The 19551-nt window shown below is 35.0% G+C and carries 21 protein-coding genes; 15 read left to right on the top strand and 6 right to left on the bottom strand.

Annotated elements, in window-relative coordinates; translation table 11 throughout:
* From ABS911_RS09985 to ABS911_RS10045, 13 genes are all read left to right on the top strand, one after another.
* A partial coding sequence (locus ABS911_RS09985; RefSeq protein ID WP_350467465.1) for a hypothetical protein occupies positions 1-358 on the top strand: 358 nt, incomplete at its 5' end.
* A gap of 158 nt (positions 359-516) precedes the next feature.
* The gene (locus ABS911_RS09990) at positions 517-1407 is read left to right on the top strand and encodes an SDR family oxidoreductase (protein WP_350467466.1); all 891 of its coding nucleotides are present in this window, start codon (positions 517-519) and stop codon (positions 1405-1407) included.
* Positions 1408-1611: 204 nt separating this feature from the next.
* Positions 1612-2277 carry a uridine kinase family protein gene (locus tag ABS911_RS09995; protein WP_350467467.1) on the top strand — a complete coding sequence of 222 codons (666 nt, stop codon included), beginning with the start codon at positions 1612-1614 and terminating at the stop codon, positions 2275-2277.
* Positions 2278-2445: 168 nt separating this feature from the next.
* Positions 2446-2733: a hypothetical protein gene (locus ABS911_RS10000; RefSeq protein ID WP_350467468.1), complete on the top strand. Its 288-nt coding sequence runs from the start codon at positions 2446-2448 to the stop codon at positions 2731-2733.
* Between the two features lie 94 nt (positions 2734-2827).
* A complete protein-coding gene (locus tag ABS911_RS10005) occupies positions 2828-3535 on the top strand; it encodes a VIT1/CCC1 transporter family protein (RefSeq protein ID WP_350467469.1) in 708 nt (235 codons plus the stop codon).
* 324 nt (positions 3536-3859) lie between these two features.
* On the top strand, positions 3860-4693 hold the full coding sequence (locus ABS911_RS10010; protein WP_350467470.1) for an ABC transporter permease: 834 nt from the start codon (positions 3860-3862) through the stop codon (positions 4691-4693).
* Positions 4686-5465 (top strand): ABC transporter permease, encoded by a 780-nt coding sequence (locus ABS911_RS10015; RefSeq protein WP_350467471.1) that lies wholly within the window; start codon positions 4686-4688, stop codon positions 5463-5465. The genes ABS911_RS10010 and ABS911_RS10015 overlap by 8 nt, the downstream gene beginning before the upstream one ends.
* A gap of 112 nt (positions 5466-5577) precedes the next feature.
* Positions 5578-6618: an ABC transporter ATP-binding protein gene (locus tag ABS911_RS10020; RefSeq protein WP_350467472.1), complete on the top strand. Its 1041-nt coding sequence runs from the start codon at positions 5578-5580 to the stop codon at positions 6616-6618.
* Positions 6619-6647: 29 nt separating this feature from the next.
* Positions 6648-7694, top strand: coding sequence for an ABC transporter substrate-binding protein (locus ABS911_RS10025; protein WP_350467485.1), 1047 nt, complete (start codon positions 6648-6650; stop codon positions 7692-7694).
* A gap of 80 nt (positions 7695-7774) precedes the next feature.
* On the top strand, positions 7775-9481 hold the full coding sequence (locus tag ABS911_RS10030; RefSeq protein ID WP_350467473.1) for an adenine deaminase C-terminal domain-containing protein: 1707 nt from the start codon (positions 7775-7777) through the stop codon (positions 9479-9481).
* Complete coding sequence (locus ABS911_RS10035) at positions 9478-10797, top strand: amidohydrolase (protein ID WP_350467474.1); 1320 nt, start codon at positions 9478-9480, stop codon at positions 10795-10797. The genes ABS911_RS10030 and ABS911_RS10035 overlap by 4 nt, the downstream gene beginning before the upstream one ends.
* Before the next feature lie 83 nt (positions 10798-10880).
* Positions 10881-11162 carry a YkvA family protein gene (locus ABS911_RS10040; protein ID WP_350467475.1) on the top strand — a complete coding sequence of 94 codons (282 nt, stop codon included), beginning with the start codon at positions 10881-10883 and terminating at the stop codon, positions 11160-11162.
* A 940-nt stretch (positions 11163-12102) separates the two neighbouring features.
* On the top strand, positions 12103-12612 hold the full coding sequence (locus tag ABS911_RS10045; protein WP_350467476.1) for a DUF2798 domain-containing protein: 510 nt from the start codon (positions 12103-12105) through the stop codon (positions 12610-12612).
* A gap of 108 nt (positions 12613-12720) precedes the next feature.
* Here the strand turns inward: ABS911_RS10045 and ABS911_RS10050 are convergent, their stop codons facing one another.
* Both ABS911_RS10050 and ABS911_RS10055 read right to left on the bottom strand, forming a co-directional pair.
* Positions 12721-13374: a 2-keto-4-pentenoate hydratase gene (locus tag ABS911_RS10050; RefSeq protein WP_350467477.1), complete on the bottom strand. Its 654-nt coding sequence runs from the start codon at positions 13372-13374 to the stop codon at positions 12721-12723.
* A 339-nt stretch (positions 13375-13713) separates the two neighbouring features.
* A complete protein-coding gene (locus ABS911_RS10055; protein WP_350467478.1) occupies positions 13714-14679 on the bottom strand; it encodes a glycosyltransferase family 2 protein in 966 nt (321 codons plus the stop codon).
* A gap of 223 nt (positions 14680-14902) precedes the next feature.
* Between ABS911_RS10055 and ABS911_RS10060 the strand changes: the two genes are divergently transcribed.
* Positions 14903-15454, top strand: coding sequence for a GNAT family N-acetyltransferase (locus ABS911_RS10060; protein WP_350467479.1), 552 nt, complete (start codon positions 14903-14905; stop codon positions 15452-15454).
* 89 nt (positions 15455-15543) lie between these two features.
* Positions 15544-15882: a thioredoxin family protein gene (locus tag ABS911_RS10065; RefSeq protein ID WP_350467480.1), complete on the top strand. Its 339-nt coding sequence runs from the start codon at positions 15544-15546 to the stop codon at positions 15880-15882.
* Between the two features lie 63 nt (positions 15883-15945).
* Here the strand turns inward: ABS911_RS10065 and ABS911_RS10070 are convergent, their stop codons facing one another.
* The 4 genes from ABS911_RS10070 to ABS911_RS10085 form a co-directional block, all read right to left on the bottom strand.
* On the bottom strand, positions 15946-17175 hold the full coding sequence (locus tag ABS911_RS10070) for an NAD(P)/FAD-dependent oxidoreductase (protein ID WP_350467481.1): 1230 nt from the start codon (positions 17173-17175) through the stop codon (positions 15946-15948).
* A 23-nt stretch (positions 17176-17198) separates the two neighbouring features.
* Positions 17199-17996, bottom strand: a complete 798-nt coding sequence (locus tag ABS911_RS10075; protein WP_350467482.1) for an SDR family NAD(P)-dependent oxidoreductase — start codon at positions 17994-17996, stop codon at positions 17199-17201.
* 201 nt (positions 17997-18197) lie between these two features.
* Positions 18198-19130 (bottom strand): DUF2382 domain-containing protein, encoded by a 933-nt coding sequence (locus ABS911_RS10080; protein ID WP_350467483.1) that lies wholly within the window; start codon positions 19128-19130, stop codon positions 18198-18200.
* A 143-nt stretch (positions 19131-19273) separates the two neighbouring features.
* A partial coding sequence (locus ABS911_RS10085; protein WP_350467484.1) for a MurR/RpiR family transcriptional regulator occupies positions 19274-19551 on the bottom strand: 278 nt, incomplete at its 5' end.

Genomic DNA, 19551 nt, shown 5'->3' on the forward strand with positions numbered 1-19551 from the left:
TCAAAATTTTGTTTATGGGTATACAGAACCAGGAATCATGTCTAGTTTTACTTATGGAGCGTTAGCATCTTTTATAGATATGCAATACTACTTACTATTTTTTTCTTCAGAAGAAATTAGTTTAGTTGGGCTGACAATGATGGGTCAGTTTTCAGGCAATCATATTCAGATTCCTTATGAAGATATAGAATACCTTAAAGTGAAAAAAGGACTGATACAATATAAAATAGTCGTGAAAGTTAAGGGTGAAAAGAAATTGACGTTCAAGTCAAATAAAGTGATAGCAGGTATAAAATGGCAAAAAAACAACTTAGCTTTTCTTGATTCAACTGACTGGTACAATAGCAAGCCAGAATAAAAAAATAACTAATAGAGCAAGCACCCTGTAGAAATGTATAGGTGTGCTTTTTCTTTTTTTCAGCTAGTTGAGGCCAAATGAAGGCATATGATTTGAAATTATAAGATAAAAATTTTAAGATGAATTTATTCATTATTAATTTAAGAGGAGAGAGATAAATGCAAAACAAAAAGTTAGAAAATCCATTAAATCAATTTTTTACTGAAGATTTTCCAAAGCAATATCAAGACCCTCCTGCATTACAAAGTAAAATGGACCCACGTCCAGATTGCGGTGAAGAATCTTATCAAGGAAATGAACAACTAGTTGGACGAAAAGCTCTTGTAACAGGAGGAGACTCTGGTATAGGTCGTGCTGCAGCCATTGCTTACGCACGTGAAGGAGCCGATATTGTTTTGAGCTACCTTCCAGAAGAAGAAACAGATGCGCAAGAAGTGAAACAATTAATTGAACAAGCTGGACGAAAAGCTATTCTTATCCCAGGTGATTTAAGTGATGAAGCATTTTGTAAACAACTTGTTGATCAAGCACATAAAGAACTTGGTGGATTAGATATACTAGCCTTAATTGCTGGAAAACAGCAAGCTGTGGAAGATATTCTAGATCTTACGACAGAACAATTAAAACAAACCTTTGAAATAAATGTATTTTCGCTTTTTTGGGTAATAAAAGCTGCTTTACCTTATCTTCCAGAGGGTTCTTCGATTATTACGACATCTTCTGTTCAAGGATACAATCCAAGTGCAAATTTACTAGATTATGCATCAACTAAGTTTGCGATTAATGGATTTAGCCGAGGTCTAGCAAAACAACTAGCGCCAAAAGGAATTCGTGTTAACGTGGTAGCTCCAGGGCCTATCTGGACACCGTTACAAATTTCTGGAGGTCAGCCGAGTGAAGCTATTCCAACCTTTGGGCAAGATACTCCGTTACAACGAGCAGGTCAACCGGTAGAACTTTCTGATATCTATGTTTTCTTAGCTTCTACAAAATCAAGCTACGTGACTGCACAAATTTATGGTGTAACTGGTGGTACTGAATTAGCTTAACTATATTCAATTAATTGTAAAGCAGTATGAGTTCATTTAAATGACCATACTGCTTTTTATTTTTGCCTAAATACATTCAGTTTTTTTTGATAACAAACTAATAATTTTAAAGAAAACCGTTTTCAATAATGATAAAATAAAGTGAGGATTTATTAAGCAAGCAAATAGTAAAAATCAAAAAATGGGATAGAAAAGGGTGGAACAGTGAATAACTTACTTGATGAAGTCATAGATTGGATAAATAAGTCAGACAAGCTGGTGATTATTGGTATATCAGGTCATGGTGCTGCAGGTAAAACAACTTTTTCTACTAAACTGACACAATTGATAGGATTAAACGAAGTATCATATATCAATACAGATCCATATATTGTTACGTCACAATTACGGAAATATGCCATGATCCATTATCCGTATCAACATAAAAACTATTATTCAAAAATGACTGCTTGTCATCCAGATGCTCATTATACATCGTCTCTAGAAAGAGATATCCGAATGATCAAAGCTGGATTAGACTTTTATACCATAAATACTGATTACAAAAAAAGTGAATTAATAACTCCTAAAAAAGTCACGATCATAGAAGGAATGAGTGTCGCATTTATTGATCCTACGTTAATGGATCTGAAAATTTACTTTTACACAGATGATGAAATAGAGTTAGTAAGAAGAGTTGGAAGAGACATATTGGAAAGAGGCACGGATATAAGTGCTTTACGTCAATCTCACGAACAGCGACGAATTCAGTACAAATTGTTTATGCATCCATTCAGTCAGAACTTTGACATTATTATAAAAAATTCAAATGAAAAAGTATGGATAGAAAAAAATCTTTTAACTAAACTAGTGAAACCGAGCGAAAATTAAAGGATATAAAATCACTCAATTATTTGTCTGAACTTATTGAACAAAGAATATTTTTTTTAACTAGATAATAGGTTATATACCTTTAAATAACAATTGCATTAATTGAGATTCGTTGTTAAGATGTTCACATGGAGAGTTGGAATACTTGGAAAAGAGAAGGTGAATGATATGGGGAAATGGGTAGAAAATTATCGCGAATGCTTTTTTTATATCCAATTATTTTTGATGCTATACTTTTTATTTTTCTCAGCTAACTATACAAATATGGAGTTGGCCGGTTGGATCGTAGTTAGTTGTATAGGTCTATTTATAGTGGCTTTTTCTATTAAAGATCATTTAGTTAAGCAGAAAACGAATTATATTCTATTGGGTATTTTTTTGTGCTCTATCAGTTCACTAGTTTTAATTATGGGTTTATGGATCATTGCAATACTCACATTGAACATGGGAAATTAAATAAATAGGCATCAAAAATAAGGATCAGCCGGTTTTCGTCAAAAAAGCTGTATGAAAATTTTTTTATCAGTCTACTTATTAAGGGGTGGCTAAAATGACTAATCCACGCAAAAAAAGGCAAACCAGCAACGGCAAATACATTAAAAGTATTGTTTACGGAGGATTGGATGGCATCGTTACAACTTTTGCTGTGGTAGCAGGAAGCGTTGGTGGAGAATTATCACTTAAAGTTATCTTGATTCTAGGATTTTCCAATTTATTGGCTGATGGATTTTCAATGGCTGTGGGGGATTATCTTTCAACAAAATCTCAAAACGAATATGAAAAAATGACATGGCAAAAAGAGCAATTAGAGATTGTAAACCATCATGAAAAAGAAGTGAAGCGAATGATGGATTCATTTGTAGACCAAGGAGTGGATAAAGAGGATGCGAACGTAATCGTAAAAACACTTGCGAAATATGAGAAACCTTTTATAAACCAAGTATGGAAAGAAAAGTATGGTTCTGACTCAACCGAACAATTGCCTCTTAAAAATGCTATAGCCACTTTTTTATCTTTTAGTCTCTTTGGTGTCGTTCCACTTCTAACGTACGTATTTTCACTAGGTCTACCAATTTTAGTACAGAATTCCTTTCTAATTGCTTCTATGCTTACCGGAATAACGTTATTTATTCTGGGGGCAGTTAAATCTAAAATTAATCACTCAAACTGGTTGAAGTCTGGTATTGAAATGTTAGTTGTTGGAGGATTGGCTGCTGTAGTTGCCTATATTGTAGGTTTCGTTCTAGGAAACATCTAATTAAGAAGAACATCAGATTTTAGAAAAATAGAGAGTTCCTTAAGCAACTTACTGTTGCTTATTTTTTTGGCCATTTTCTCATTTTATTTTAACTTTAATTAGAGGGTAATTATGTCATAAATCCTAATAGGATAAATGAAATGCGATTAAACACGAACAATAATTAATATTTGTTTACGTTAATTCGTTAAAATGATTGTTCAATCTCTTTTTAACCGTTATACTGATTGGTGTAGAAATATGAATGTTAAGAAATAACAGAAATGATACAAGAGTGCTTTTTATTGACTCTTGATCTTTTCGTTTGTTAGGAGGATTTATCTTATGTCGAAAAAAATCCCGTATCTAATACTAGCACCGGGATTCATCTTACTTATTTTCTTTTTATTGATTCCGTTAGTGTCAGTCATTTGGCCTACATTTTATAATGGATCATTCTCAATTGAGTCTTATACTTCTTTTTTTCAGGACTCATATAATGTCGGTATTTTTATCCGAACAATTCGCGTTTCACTTATTGTAACGTTCATTTGCATCATCCTTGGAGTTCCTACTGCTTACTTTATAGCTGGAACATCTCCAAAATGGCGAGGGTTATTAATGGCATTTACACTATTTCCGATGTTGACCAATTCTGTTATTCGAAGTTTTGCATGGATCAATTTATTAGGACAAAACGGTGTGATCAATAAATTATTGTCCAGTATAGGGATTATTTCTGAGCCATTGACCTTACTGTATACTGAGTTTTCAATTATTATTGGCTCAATTTATTTGTTTTTACCCATCTTGATCATCACATTAGTAGGTGTAATGGAAAATATCAATCCAGAAATCATGGAAGCGGCAGAAACGCTTGGTGCAAGTCGTATTAAAGCGTTTATTAAAGTCATTTTACCTTTGAGTATTCCTGGGATTATAGTAGGGAGTGTTCTAGTATTTACAGGCACGCTGACAGCTTATACAACTCCTCAATTACTTGGAGGTAATCGTAATATGATGTTGTCAACGTTTCTTTACCAAAACGCTATGACGTTGGGAAATTGGGAAGACGCAAGTGTTATTGCGTTGATCATGATCATTACCACTGTACTGGTAATGAAAGGTCTTAACTTAATTGCCAATAGAATCGACAAGCGAGGTGAAAAAGATGCGTAAACAAAGAGGGTTGTCATTATTCGTTGGAGCTGTATTTGCGTTCTTATTTATTCCCTTAGTCATTATAACGATAACCGCTTTTGGAGAAAATTCGACCATTCAATTTCCAATTACTGGATTTACATTTAAGTGGTTTACAGCTGTTTTTAAAAACCAATCTTTTATAGACAGCTTTTTATTGAGTTTAGAAATTTCCTTACTGGCAACTTTATTGGCCTTAGTTGTTGGAATTCCTGCTGCGTATGCGTTAACTAGGAACGGTGTGAAAGGGAAAGATTGGATAAAAAGTTTCTTTTTATCACCAACTATCATACCTGGTGTTGTAGTAGGGTATTCTCTATTTCAATTTATCGTTATCCGCCTCCAAGTACCACTATTCCACGGGTTGTTGTTAGGGCATTTTTTAATCAGTTTACCTTACATTATTCGTGTAGTGGGTTCTAGTTTAGAACAATTAGACTTTTCAATAGAAGAGGTGGCATGGACTTTAGGCAGCACTAAATTCAAAGCTTTTACGAGTATTGTATTGCCAAATATCTCTTCCAGTATATTTGCTTCTTTTATGTTGGCATTTATTAATTCATTTAACAATATACCTGTTTCACAATTTTTATCTGGTCCTGGTATTTCGACTTTACCTACCACGTTAATGAATTACATTGAATATAATTATGACCCAGTCGTTTCTGCTTTGTCTGTACTTTTGATGCTTGGAACGATCATCTTGATGTTTTTAATTGAAAAAACCCTTGGACTAGCAAAAGTAGTCTAGTAAATTACTTGCACAAAAGACAAATAAATTAAGCAAAAAAACTAGATTCACATTTAACTGCTCACTCTATTAGTCGTTTTGTTAAATACCCTTAAGGAGGACATGTACTGTTATGTTATTTGTTGACTTAGAAAATATTCGTGTTAGTTATGATGGAAAAAATAATATATTAAAAGAACTCAATTTATCTATGGAAAAAGGGGAACTGATTTCATTACTAGGACCATCAGGTTGTGGGAAAACAACGACTTTACGGGTCATTGCAGGCCTGATTGAGCCTAATGATGGAACCTTTACTGTAGGAGAGACCAATTTGACAAAGGTTCCTGTCCACAAACGTAATTTTGGAATGGTTTTTCAAAGTTATGCGTTATTTCCACACTTAACTGTTAAAGAAAATATTGGTTTTGGATTGAAGTTGAGGAAAGAAAAAAAAGAGGTCATCGAAACTAAAGTGCAGGCTATTTTAGAATCTACTGACTTATCAGATTATGCTGAACGTTATCCTAAGCAACTTTCTGGAGGGCAGCGTCAACGTGTAGCTCTTGCTCGAGCTTTAGTGATTGAACCTCAATTATTGTTACTAGACGAACCTTTGAGTAATTTGGATGCTAAATTGCGTATCAGTATGCGTATTGAAATTAAACGCATTCAACGCAGATTAGGTATAACGACGGTCTTTGTAACACATGATCAAGAAGAATGTTTTTCGATTTCAGATAAAGTAGCCGTTATGAACAACGGAGTAATTGAACAGTATGATTCTCCGGAAGAAATTTATAAAAATCCTAAAACGGAATTTGTGGCTCGCTTCATTGGCTTTGAAAATTTCTTTGCTTTAGCCAAACAAGATACACATTCTTACACAACTTCGGATGGAACGTTAATTGAAACACTGCATCCAGCAGATAGACAACAAGCAACCGGAACGATTCGACCAGATGATATTTTACTTTCTGCGAATGATCAAGAGGTGCCATCTAATAGTCTAGCTGGCACTATAAGAGTTCGTACGTTTTTAGGCAAGAGTTACCAATATGAAGTAGAAACAGCTATTGGTAAGCTGTTAGTCAATGATGTGCGAGTACCTGGTTATCAAGTAGGAGATAATGTTTGTGTGGTTATTCCAAAAGAAAAATTGATTTTAGTCTAACCAATTATAAAAAGGGGGATTTTTAAGTGATGAAAAAGAAAGCAATTTTGGCAAGTTTGACAGTGATGAGTGCAGCCGTTTTAATGGCGTGTGGACAAGAAGCGAGTGGAGAGAACAAAGAATTAGTGATATCTACCTTTGGATTAAGTGAAGATGTTATGCAAGAAGATATATTTGCACCATTTGAAGAAGAGCATGGGGTAGACATTGTAGTAGAGACAGGTACAAGTTCTGAACGTTACACTAAATTTGAAAATAATCCTAACTCGACTGTTGATATTATTGATTTGCCGCAATCAAATTCCTCTCAAGGAGCGACAGAAGGGCTATTTGAAGAAATCAATACAGAAAAAATTCCTAATTTAGCTGAATTGATTGATAGTGCAAAAGTGTTGAGTGAGAACGGATCTGGAGCAGCGTATACAGTAAATAGTATTGGAATTATTTATGATGAAGAAGCTGCTGGAATGAAGATTGATGAATTTTCTGACTTATGGGATCCATCACTTCAAGGGAAAATTTCTATCCCGGATATTGCTACCACTTTTGGACCATCGATGATGTACGTAGCTAGTGAGTATAAAGGTGTAGATATTACTACTGACAATGGTGAAGCAGCTTTTGAAGGACTGGAAGAACTTTCTCCTAATATCGTCAAAACGTATGCTAAGTCTTCTGATTTAGCTAATATGTTTCAATCGGGTGAAATTGTTGCAGCAGTTGTAGGCGATTTTGCAATTCCAATGATTTCAGAAGCTCATCCAGCTGTTCAATACGTTGTTCCAGCTTCTGGTACGTATGCCAATTTTAATACCGTAAATATTAATGTGAATTCTAAAAATAAAGAAATGGCCTATAATTTTGTGGATTGGAGACTCAGTGAAGAATTACAAACTATCACAGCTGCTTCATTAAATGAAGCTCCAACAAATAAAGAAGTTGAATTATCTGGAGAAGTTGCTGAAAATAAAACGTATGGCGACATTGCTGAGTTAACTAAACCAGTAGATTTTGAATTTGTGAATACCCAAATGGACGATTGGATCAAAACATGGAATAGAACGATGAATCAATAAAGAAACCAATAAAATAGTTTGAAAAAAATAACCTCTTCTCTATTAAGAGGTTATTTTTATAGTAGAAAGGTGAATGACAGATGAAAGTAGATAAGATCATTACGAATGTACAAGTGTTTAATAGCTTTTTAAAGAAATTTGAATGGAAAGATGTGGCCATTCTTAATGGAAAATTCTTTTCGATAGGAATAGGGGCATCGGCAGATTTGAAATCGGATGCTACTATTGATGCGAATGGAAACTACATGATTCCTGGATTGATCGATATCCATATGCACATTGAAAGTTCGATGGTTCCTCCTTCAATTTTTTCGAAAGCCGGTTTGACTCATGGAATAACAACGATTGTTGCTGATGCTCATGAAATCGTTAACGTATTTGGCGTAGAAGGAATGGATACCTTTATGAATGAAGAAACGGAAATGGATATTTTTTATGCGATTCCATCTTCTGTCCCTTCAACGATTCCAGCATTAGAAACGACAGGTGGTTTCATAGGAGTAGAAGAAGTTCAGCAATTATTAAATCATCCTAAAGTAATCGCTCTTGGAGAAGCCATGAATTTTGACGGTATTGTGAATGATTCAAATTCTTTAATTCGCCAAATTTTACATACCATTCAGGAAAAGAAACCTTTTATGCCTATTGAAGGACATGTGCCTCTCGTCTCAGGATTGGATTTGGCTAAATTTATGTACCAAGGTATAACGGCAGATCACACTCAGCAAAGTCCAGAATCTATTTACGAAAAAATCAGCAGTGGAATGTTTATTGAATTGCAACGCAAATCGTTGACGAAAGAAAATATGGAAGTAGTAGTGAACAATCAATTTTATGAATACTGTGCCATTGTGACGGATGATATTATGGCAGACGAATTGTTGGAAGGGCATCTAAATAAGAATGTTCAACTAGCGATTCAAGCAGGTGTTCCAGTTGAACAAGCAATATATATGAGCACATATACTCCAGCAAGAAGGATGGGATTTCAAGATCGAGGTGCGATTGTTTCCGGTTTTAAAGCTGACTTTATTTTGTTGGAGGATCCTGCAACAATGGAAGCTTCAGCCGTTTACAAAGCTGGGAATTTGGTGCATAAAAAAGGGGACGAAATAGCGTACCCCGAAACTAAACCGGATTTTCCTGCTTCCTTTTATTCATCCGTTCACTGTGAAAAAGCTGAATGGGATGACTTTAAAATTCGAGTTGAAGGACAGGCTGCTGTTTGTAATGTGATTCGTATAGCTGAAGTAGGGACCTTTACTGAATGTGTTCAAAGAGAAATCCCAATAAAAAATGGTTATTTGGATTGGGAATCAAGTGGTCTAGCGTTAATTGTAGTAATGGAACGGTATGGGAAATCTGGGAATACAGCATATGGTCTTGTCGAAAATGCACTGACAGAAAAAGGAGCAATAGGAACAACTTGGGCACATGATCACCATAATTTGATGGTGATGGGAACAACGGTTGAAGATTTAGTAGTAGCCCAAAATAAACTGGTTGAGATACAAGGCGGTTACTTAACCGCTAAAAATGAAATAGTCGTAAGTTGCTGCCCGCTTTTGATTGGCGGAATCATCAGTGACGAACCTATCCAAGTTATTGGACAACAATTAAGTGAGGTACGACAAGGAATGATTGATTTGGGCTACCGCAATGCTAATGAAATCATGTCTTTTTCAACATTGTCTTTACCTGTTTCTCCAGCTATAAAAATTACGGATAAGGGACTGTTTGATGTGCGAAGTCAACGCAAGATCCCATTAGTGGAGGAGATTAGATGAAGACTTTGATTAAAAATAGCTATATCTTAACGATGGATGCCAAACGTACTGAATATTCTGATGGTTACTTAATTATAGAAGACAATGAAATTTTGGAAATAGGTTCATATGATCAGCTCTTACAATCAGAAAGTAACTTTGATGAAGTAATTGATGCTCATCAAACAATCGCGATTCCTGGTATGGTAAATACCCATACTCATATTGGGATGATCCCTTTTCGGTCGTTAGGTGATGATTGTCCTGACCGGTTGCGTCGTTTTTTGTTTCCATTAGAAAAAGCCTGTATGACGAAAGAATTAGCCTATCATAGTGGCAAATACGCAATTGCTGAAATGCAATTGGCTGGTATTACGACATTTACAGATATGTATTATTTTGAAGACGCTCTAGCACAAGCTACTGATGAAATGAAATCTCGAGCCATTTTAGGGGAGACCGTTGTTGATTTTCCAACTTGCGATGCTCCAACAGCTCATGGAGGCATTGAGTATGCTAAAAAGTTTATTCCAAAATGGCTCGGCCATGAGTTGATTACACCGGCCATTGCGCCTCATGCACCAAATACAAATGATCCAGCAGCATTAAAAGTAGCTGCTGCGCTAGCAGAAGAGTACGGTATTCCAATGACCATGCATGTAGCAGAAATGGATTATGAAATGAACCATTTTAGAGAAAAATATAACGTTACGCCTGTAAAGTTTTTACAATCAATTGGTGTTCTTAGTCCTCGTTTTATCGCAGCTCATTGTATTCATGTATCTAGTCAGGATCTCCAAATATTAAAACAAGAAGGAGTTGGGGTTGCTCATTGTATTGGAGCGAATACGAAATCAGCTAAAGGAGTCGCTCCAATACAGGAAATGCTCAATCTAGCTATTCCAGTGGGCTTAGGAACAGATGGACCAAGTAGCGGCAATACATTGGACTTATTTACGCAAATGAAACTCGTGGCTAATTTCCATAAGACAGCCTTACATGATAGAAAGGCTTTTCCTGCTAAAGAAATTGTAGCAATGGCCACTATTGAAGGTGCGAAGGTATTGAACATGTCCGATAAAATTGGGTCGTTGGAATCTGGAAAAAAAGCCGATATCGTATTAATTGAAACAACTTCAGTCAATATGTTTCCAATTTTTGATCCTTATGCAGCGCTAGTTTATTCTGCAAATGCATCAAATGTACGTGATGTCTTTATCAATGGGACAGCAGTGGTTCGGAACAAACATTTGGTGAATAATGATTTATCTGATTTGCGTTCCAATCTAGCAGCTGAAATGACGGATTTTTCAAGAAAAGCCAAAGAGTTAGCCTAAAAAATCATGCTTTAGACCGATACATTTTGGTCTGGCTACAGTTATACTAATTGTAGCCAGACCAAAATGGAGGTCATGTAAAAATGAAAATGAAGACAAAGCAAAATAAGACCCCAATGTCACAAGTGAAGTCTCTCATACTTTCTTTATTTAATACAAAAACAAGTGGGAAAAAGAAATTAATGGTAGCAGGGATCATCCTCTATATCATTAGTCCAATCGATTTTATCCCCGATTTCATTCCTGTAGTTGGATATGCAGATGATGTTATCTTACCAATTCTTCTACTCGTTGCCAATAAATTACTTTCAGATGATACCCAAACAAACACTTCTCAAATAAGAAAAGAAGCTGAGAAAGCTTAACAACTAAATTAGATATAAAAAAGAGAGTTTGCTAGGACAAAAGTTAGCCTCTCCATACGTTTAAACCTTACTTTTCTATGAAATAGTAAGGTTTTTTTGTTTCACTTGTCCATGAAACCACCTTTCATAGACAAGTGAGGATCTTTTTCATTCTCACTCTTCCATGAAGAACCGTTTCATAGACAAGTGAAGTTCGTTTAATGCGCCACTCTTCCGTCAAAAGTCATTTCATGGCAAAGTGACACTACATAGAGAATGAACAGTCTGGAAAAATAAGCATAACAGTTAGAGGGTCGAGGTAACTTGACCTCTTTTAAAAAATAATAGAAAAAGTGATTAGGAAGTGGAAAATTAGTGGAGAAGAAGTCGGCAACATTTCTAGTCTGGTTTATTGGGTAGAAACAACTAAAAAATTATCAAGTAACTTTTTAGAAAAAAAACTGCTGAAAACCCAGCAGAAATTCTTGGAAATACTTTGCTTGGAGACATCTTTCTAAAGAAGCGGTTACCACTGAATTTGATGACTTGTTAAAACAACATTCATAAGTAGCTGTTAACCAAAATAATAGGAAAGTAGTGTACTCATGCTGAATGAGATACACTACTTTTTTGATTTAAAAAAAATACTTGTTATTTCTAGCAAATGCGGATATAATGGCAGTATTGTGCTAATTAGTACAAATGAACAAATAAATTATCCGCATCCTTAGTTTTTGGTGTGATAAAGTGTCTTTTTGTTGCTGTTGTCTATTCTTTTTCCAGTTTCTACCATTGTGGATAAAAGAGTACACAATTTTTTTGTTTAATTGCTATTAATGAGTACAGCAATTATCAGTGTGTGGCGTCATTTGTAAATGAATTATGTGTTTTTAAAACACACAAAATTTTGTTTCATAATACGTTTTACCATCTGAAATAGAATCTATGGAGATGATAAAAAATGGAAAACGAAACAAGATTACCAAGAAACGGTAAAGAATTTTTACTATTTTTAGGTGTTATTTCAATTATTTCAGTAAATATTATTGCGCCTATTATTATGGCTTTTGAATTTGGCGGGATGACTAAAGAAGTGTATATGATGGCTTTAAAAACAATGCCCTTTATCTGGATTTGTGTAGTTCTGTTGGAAGGGCTACTTGTTGGACCTTTGGTAGAAAAACTTGTTGGAAAATTCACTAAAAAAACAGATAGCTTTAATGCACATATTGTATTTAATCTTCTTTTCAGCGTGACGATCTTATCTTTCTTATTAACCATTATTGGAACTTGGATCGGGACAAGAACGATTAGTTTAGATCCAATTAGACACTTATTTTTAAACTGGCCAAGAAACTTTTTCATTGCTTTTTGGGTTGAAGCATTGATTGCACAACCAATTGCACGTTTTGTAATGAAAAAATTCCACGAAAAACAAAGTAATACTATCGTAAAAACCGAAAAAATATAATTTGTTGAATTTAAAAAGACTTGTTAAAGTGTTTACTCCTTTAACAAGTCTTATTTTATTTCTTCCATTATTAACTATCTCAAGATCAAAGTGGTTACCCATTAAAATCTATTCAGAAATGGTTAATGTTACTGTACCAAAGTGGTCAAACTCTCCCTTATAGGTACCAGCAGTTAACACTTGAGGCATAACAAAAGTACCAGAAGAAATAAACATACCAGGCTGGAGTGAAAGACCTTGTTCACTTAATTTTTTTAGCAGCCATTCTATTGCTTTTACCGGATGTCCCATAACAGTTCTTGATGAGTCTTGTGCAATGATTTGTTCATTATGAATCAATCGACCTTGTATATTGTCTAAATCTTCATATGTAGCTTTTTTTGATGAACCATAACAAACATACCCGCCTACTGCTCCATCTATACAAACTTGCTCTTTAGACATTTTTGGAAACCAATCCTGAAAACGAGAATCTGGTACCTCCAAACCTGGCGCTATTGTAGTCTTTTTAAGAATATCCTCAATTGAATCTTCAGAAGAGAGTTCTTCTTGAACAAGAAAGACTAGTTCCAATTCTATTAATGCATGAGCTGTATCTTTTGATAACGAAAGGGTGTTACGAACCCGATTACTTGTTAACTGTCCATATAACGGTTCAGAGGCTTCAAAAAGAGCTTGCGTTTCTGGACTTGTCATACTAATTTTATACCCTTGAAGTTTTTCGCCATTGTGTTCTTTGGCTGCTGTAAACAAGTGTTGCATAGTGTAAGCTTCTTCTAAACTAATATTTTCAGGGAATATAGCTTTGTCTAAAGAGTCCACATCTTGATAAGCAGGATAAAGGGTATGATTTACGAATGTTGAATGTACGATGACTATTCCTCCAATCTATTTGTTATCTTTTTATAATCTGATTGCCATTATATCATGTAAAAATAAAAATGGTAACACAAACGAATACTTTATTTCTAACAGGTACCTCTTTTTATAAAGTATGGAAACTTTTTAAATTATAATGTGAAAGAAAAAGAGTCACTCCTTTTCAGAAGTGACTCTTTTTAGTTAAGAATAAAGCACCTATTCATAGTACGTTAACCTTAATCATTCTGCCAACTTTTTCTTGTAGAACATATCCCAGTAAATTTTACCTAATCCAATATTTCTACGCGTTATTAGATGGCATTTTCTTAAATCTTTGTCTTTGTGTTCATACAAACCATAACGGTATAAATTTTGTTTAAGTTCATTTATTAGGGGGCTATTCACATTTTCTAAGGAAATTAAGAGGAATAAAGAAGAAAGAGTTAGTCTGATATAATAATCTTTAAGTATGCGTGTATCGATTGTAGAGTCTTGTACTAATAGATCAACGGCATGTTCTAGTGCAGTTAAACCGGTTAACTTCCCTTTGTTTTGTAACACACTTATTGGCAAATGGCGACTGAGGTAATAGTGGTAATGAGGTGGCGGGCTGTAAATAATGGTTTGGCTTTTGAAGAAACATTGTATAACTACTAATAAATCTTCATAATAACTTATTTGTTCATCAAAACGGATAGTGGGGTAAGAGTTAAATAAATCTAATTTAAAAAGTTTATTACATAAAAAACCATAAGCTCTAGTTTGAGCTAGACAGAGTTGAATGGCTTCATTTTTTGATATCATTCTTGTTTCATCAGGTCCAGGAACGAGATAGAGTTCTGAAATAGTATCTTCATAATATCTGCAAGTAATCATGTCAGCATTAAATAGTCTATTTGTCGTGATGAGACGTTCCAACATTTCTGCGTCAATCCAATCAACAGCATTAATGAAGCAAATATATTCTCCTTGAGCACGAGATAGCCCAATGTTCTTTGCAACAGAAAGATTACTGTTCGGGATGTGGATAACAGTGAATCTAGAATCATTTTTAGCAAATTTTTCACAAATTTCACCACTTTTATCAATTGAACCAATATCAATTAAAATGACTTGCAACTGATGGTAAGTCTGACCTTTAATACTTTGTAAGCACTTAGTCAATGATTTTTCAACATTACGAATTGGAACAACTATTGAAATCATAACGGTCCCTCCCAACTTTAATAGTTTGATTAGACGGATTAAGAATCGGTTTAAAAAATAGTAGTCATTTGTAAGGGCTCACATTAAGTTTACGAATTTATGGACTATTGTCAACAATTAACAGTTAAACAATATGATAAGCTTTATGAACAAGCAATAAAGCCATGAGGGTTGACTGAATGAATCCATCCTGCTAAATTAAAAGAGAAATGGGGTGGAGTGTATGGAAGAATATATTTATTTACTAAGTTGTTACAATCACTTAGAAGGGAAACGTATTCTGTTACGACCAGTCGTTTTGTCGGATGCGGAAGATATGTATGAATATGCTTCTGATGAAGAAACTGTTCGTTTTGTTTTTGAAAAGCATCAGAATGTAGAAGAAACGAGAAAAAATATTGCTAATTATTTTATGAAAGAACCTCTTGGGAAGTACGCCATTGTATTGAAAGAAACTAAAAAGATGATTGGTACAATTGATATAAGGTTGAAGGAAGAAAAGAATAGTGCGGAGATTGGATACACTTTAAATAAAGATTATTGGGGAAATGGATATATTACAGAAGCAGGAAAAATGATTCTTGAGCTGGGTTTCGAAACATTAGGACTGGAACGAATTTTTGCTTGCCATGATAGTGAAAATCCAATGTCCGGAAAAGTGATGAAACGTTTAGGTATGACTTATGAAGGAACGTTAAGAAAAAATAGAATCCACAAAAATCGATATATAGATGATGTTCATTACTCTGTTCTCAAACAAGACTATTTATCTTAATTAGTTTTCGTACTAGTATAGAGCGGTGAAACTAATTCTTGTCAAAATTTCTATATTGGAGAGTCAATGTATAGAAAGAAGGTTAAAAAATGAATACATTTACTCAGGCAACGTCCATAGATCAAGTTATCCAATTTATTAACGAAAATTCTCTTGCTTTTATTTATATTTCAAGAGAAGACTGTGGAATTTGTCATGCTGTCCAGCCACAAGTACAAGAGATGCTAAAAGAATTTCCAATGATCAAACCGATTCAAGTTAGTGCAGATGACATTCCCGAAGTGGCTAGCCAATTCACAGTGTTTACTGTTCCATCATTATTGTTATTTAGTGAAAGGAAAGAAGTTATCCGTGAAGCACGATTTGTTGTAATGGATGAATTGCATAAGAAGTTTCAACAAGTTACTGAAAATTTTGCAAATAGATAAAATAGCCTCCCTCTCTAAGCTGTATTCAATCAGCTAGAAAGTGAGGCTATTTTAATCAAGCGGTTATTGTTTATCTTGAATTAGTCCCTTTAATGATTGTGGATCGATAGGTGGATTGCTTAGGACTGCACGCACTTCATCTAGATCAGGCTCTACATTCCAAGTTAAAATGCCTACGGGAAGATCATCCTCTAAGTAATAAACTACTTTGCCATTCCCGACTTCATCAATTATTGTAGTTAAGGAAGAGTCTAGTGTACCGATTGCTTTCCACGAAATAGAAAAAACAACAGAATAGAAGTAAGGTGTATATGCATAAGGCTCAGTTGAACCAGCCATTGCTTTACCGGCTGCTTTACCAGACTTTCTGGCATGATCCACATGTTCAATACGAGTTCTGCCCAAAATTTTATCCGGATAATAGGCAATATCACCAGCAGCCCAAATGTCTGGATCGGTTGTACGCAATTGTTCATCAACGTACACACCATCTTCTACTTTAAGGCCGCTTTGCTCAGCTAATGAAATACGAGGCGATACCCCTAAACCAATAACGATCGTGTCACCTTGGACTGTAGTTTCGTCGTCAAGATGAAGAGTTAATTTGCCATCTTCTTTTGTATAAGACTCTGCACGTTTGCCATTTAAAAGGTTCACGCCAGCTTCGCGGAAAGAATTTTCATATTCTTTTGCTAGTTCACTAGGAAATTGACTACCTCCTAACACCTCATCAGGATAAATAAGTGTTACTTTCGTGTTGTTTTGAATCAATCCAGCGGCTAGTTCTGATCCAATATATCCGCCGCCTACAATTATGACATGCTGGTTATTGCCTGAAAACTCACGCAAACGTCTGTAATCAGACCGCTCTCTAAATACAATCACATGTTCATCATCTGGACCTTCAATTTTTGTAGGCTCTCCACCGGTAACAAGCAGCAATTTTTTATACCCAATAGATGTACCATCTTTTAATTGAACGCGATGATGTTCTCGCTCAATAGCTGTTACAGTTGTATTCAGTTTAAGTGTAGAATTTTTTGTCTCTTTTGTCGTATTGAGAGCAACTTGTTCTTCAGTAAAGGTTGAATCCGTCCATAATTTTTTAGTTAGAGCCGGACGGGTATATGGTTCATCAGTATCGGCAGAAACGATACCAATGCTGCCAAATGAATCTTGTTCACGGATTCCTCTAGCTGCTGTATCTGCTGCCATTCCGCCGCCTATAATTAAATAATCGTAATATTTAGCCATAGCTTGAGGATTCAGTTTTTCGTTCGTATAATTTGCCATTAGTTATTCCTCCATTTTGGTTATTAGATTGTTGCCACAGAACCAGAGTCCACGCGATAATTTGATCCGTTAACAAAAGAAGCTTTGTCTGAACAGAGGAATGCAATGACTGCAGCTACTTCTTCTGTTTGTCCGCGACGTTTAAGCTCCATATAAGGTCTTTTTTTATCAAGAAAAGACTGAATAGCTTCATCTTTTGAAACAGACAATTCTTTAGATCTTTTCTCCATCATGGCATCCGTCATGGGCGTTTCAATAAAAGCAGGTGAAACAGAGTTGACTAACAGTCCTTCGCGGGCATACGTTCGAGAAAGTCCTTTTGATAATGCTAGAATTCCGGCTTTTGCACAACAATAAGGAATTTCGTCATCGTATGGCTGCACCGCATCTTCAGAGGCGATGAAGACCAGTCTTCCCCAGCCGCCAGCTCTTAAATCAGGTAAAAATTCTTTTACTAAACGGACAGGTCCAAGCAAGTCGACTTCAATGGTATTTGTCCACCCTTCATCATCCAATTCGTGAAAAAGTCCTTGTGCACCTGTGATGCCTGCAGATTGGACCAAAATATCGATTTTTCCAACGTCTTCAGCAATTTTTTGATGAATTGTTTTTAAGTCTTTTATACTTGTAATATCTCCGGGGTAACTGAAAACATTTTTCACGTGTCCTAGTTTTTCGACTGCTAAAGTCAATTTATTTGGTTCCTTATCGGTAAGAATAACAGTAGCTCCTTCTTCTAAAAGGACACGTGCGGTCTCCCAACCAATACCCGAGTCAGCTCCGGTAACCAGTGCGATTTTTCCTGAAATACCCAAATCCATAATTGTTCCCCCTCATATATGATTGTTCAATTAATTTAAGTGCATTCGTTATCATTTAAAGTGAAATCAATAAGATGCTTTTTTAAAAATACACTATAATTTAGTTTTATACATGAAGATAAGCATTAAAACAAAAAAGCACCAATAAGGAAATCCCTCTATTGATGCTTTCATATCTTCAATCTAGAAAAATCACTTTATTTACAGAGGTGTAGTGTCATCTTCATCTTCAATCGTAACATCTCCATGCGTTTGTACATCTAAATTCTCTTTACGAACGGTATCTGTAACTTCTTTGACATCTTCTTTAGTATCTTTATTGATGGTTACTTCATCAGTAACAACGGAACGTTTGTTAACATCAAGTTGTTCTTCTGTTACGGGTATAACAATTGTTTCATCTTCGAGTTCAAGCGATTCCTCTACAGGAGTACTATCCGTTACGGGATGTCTTTCAATGGTAACTTCTTCGTGTTTAACAGGCACATCAACGGTTTTTGTTTCTTCATCAATCGTTTTATTGATGGTTACTTCGCCAGTTTGAACTTCTGTCGTACCAACATCTAAACGCTCTTCTTTAAGTTGAATTCTTTCAGCATCTGTTAATGTAGAATCTTCTGTTTCAGTATCCAACGTTGAATAATCAGTCGTGTCTATTGTGTCAACGGTATCTACAGTATCTATTGAATCAGAAGGAGGAACAGGAGTAGTAGGTGTATCTGCTGCTCCAAATGGGGTGCTGTTATCAAAATCTTCAGCTCCAGGTTCTTCGGAAAAGTCATCTACCAATACTATAATAGAGCCATTTTTGATATCATCTTTATAGCTGCTCAAGACTGTTTCATCTGCTTCGTAACCTTCATCTGTTGTGTCAACATTTGCATTTTCAGCTTCATCATCGCTCATTGTAAAAACATTTTTTACTTTGTCCATAAATGATTCATCATTACCATCATTCTTATCAGCGTGTTCGGTAGAAACTCCTACATCTAAATCATTAGGCAAAGTATCAGCAGTCTCCCTATTTGTGACAAGAGTAATTAACTTTTTGTCATAGCCTTCACTTACAACTTCATCAACAGCTATTCTTGCTTCTTCTATGGTGAGGTAACTTCCTTTTACAAATTTACTCATAATATTCTATTCCTCCCTAAGATTTATTTTATATGATTCGCATTCATTATATAAAATAAAAAGAACGGAAAGCAAAGGAAAGGGCTTGAAAAAGAAAACGATTACTAGTAATTTATTTACTTAATCATAAGAGTAAATAATCATTACAGTTTAGTCTGAGAAATTACTTTACGGACTTCCTCAAGTGAATGAGTTGCAAAATCACCGGTTTTGAACATAACACTAACAAACAAAGCGTCGATTAAACTTAGTTGTGTGATACGAGATGTTAATGCCTCAGAACGATAGTCCGTTTCTTCAGCAGTTGATAGCAATAAAGCATCTGCAAATTTTGCTAAAGGAGAAAGTGAATAACTCGTAATGACGATTACTTTTGCTTTTTTTTCTTTGATGATTTCAGCTAATTGGATAGTGTCTTTGG

The organism is Carnobacterium sp., from assembly GCF_040274425.1.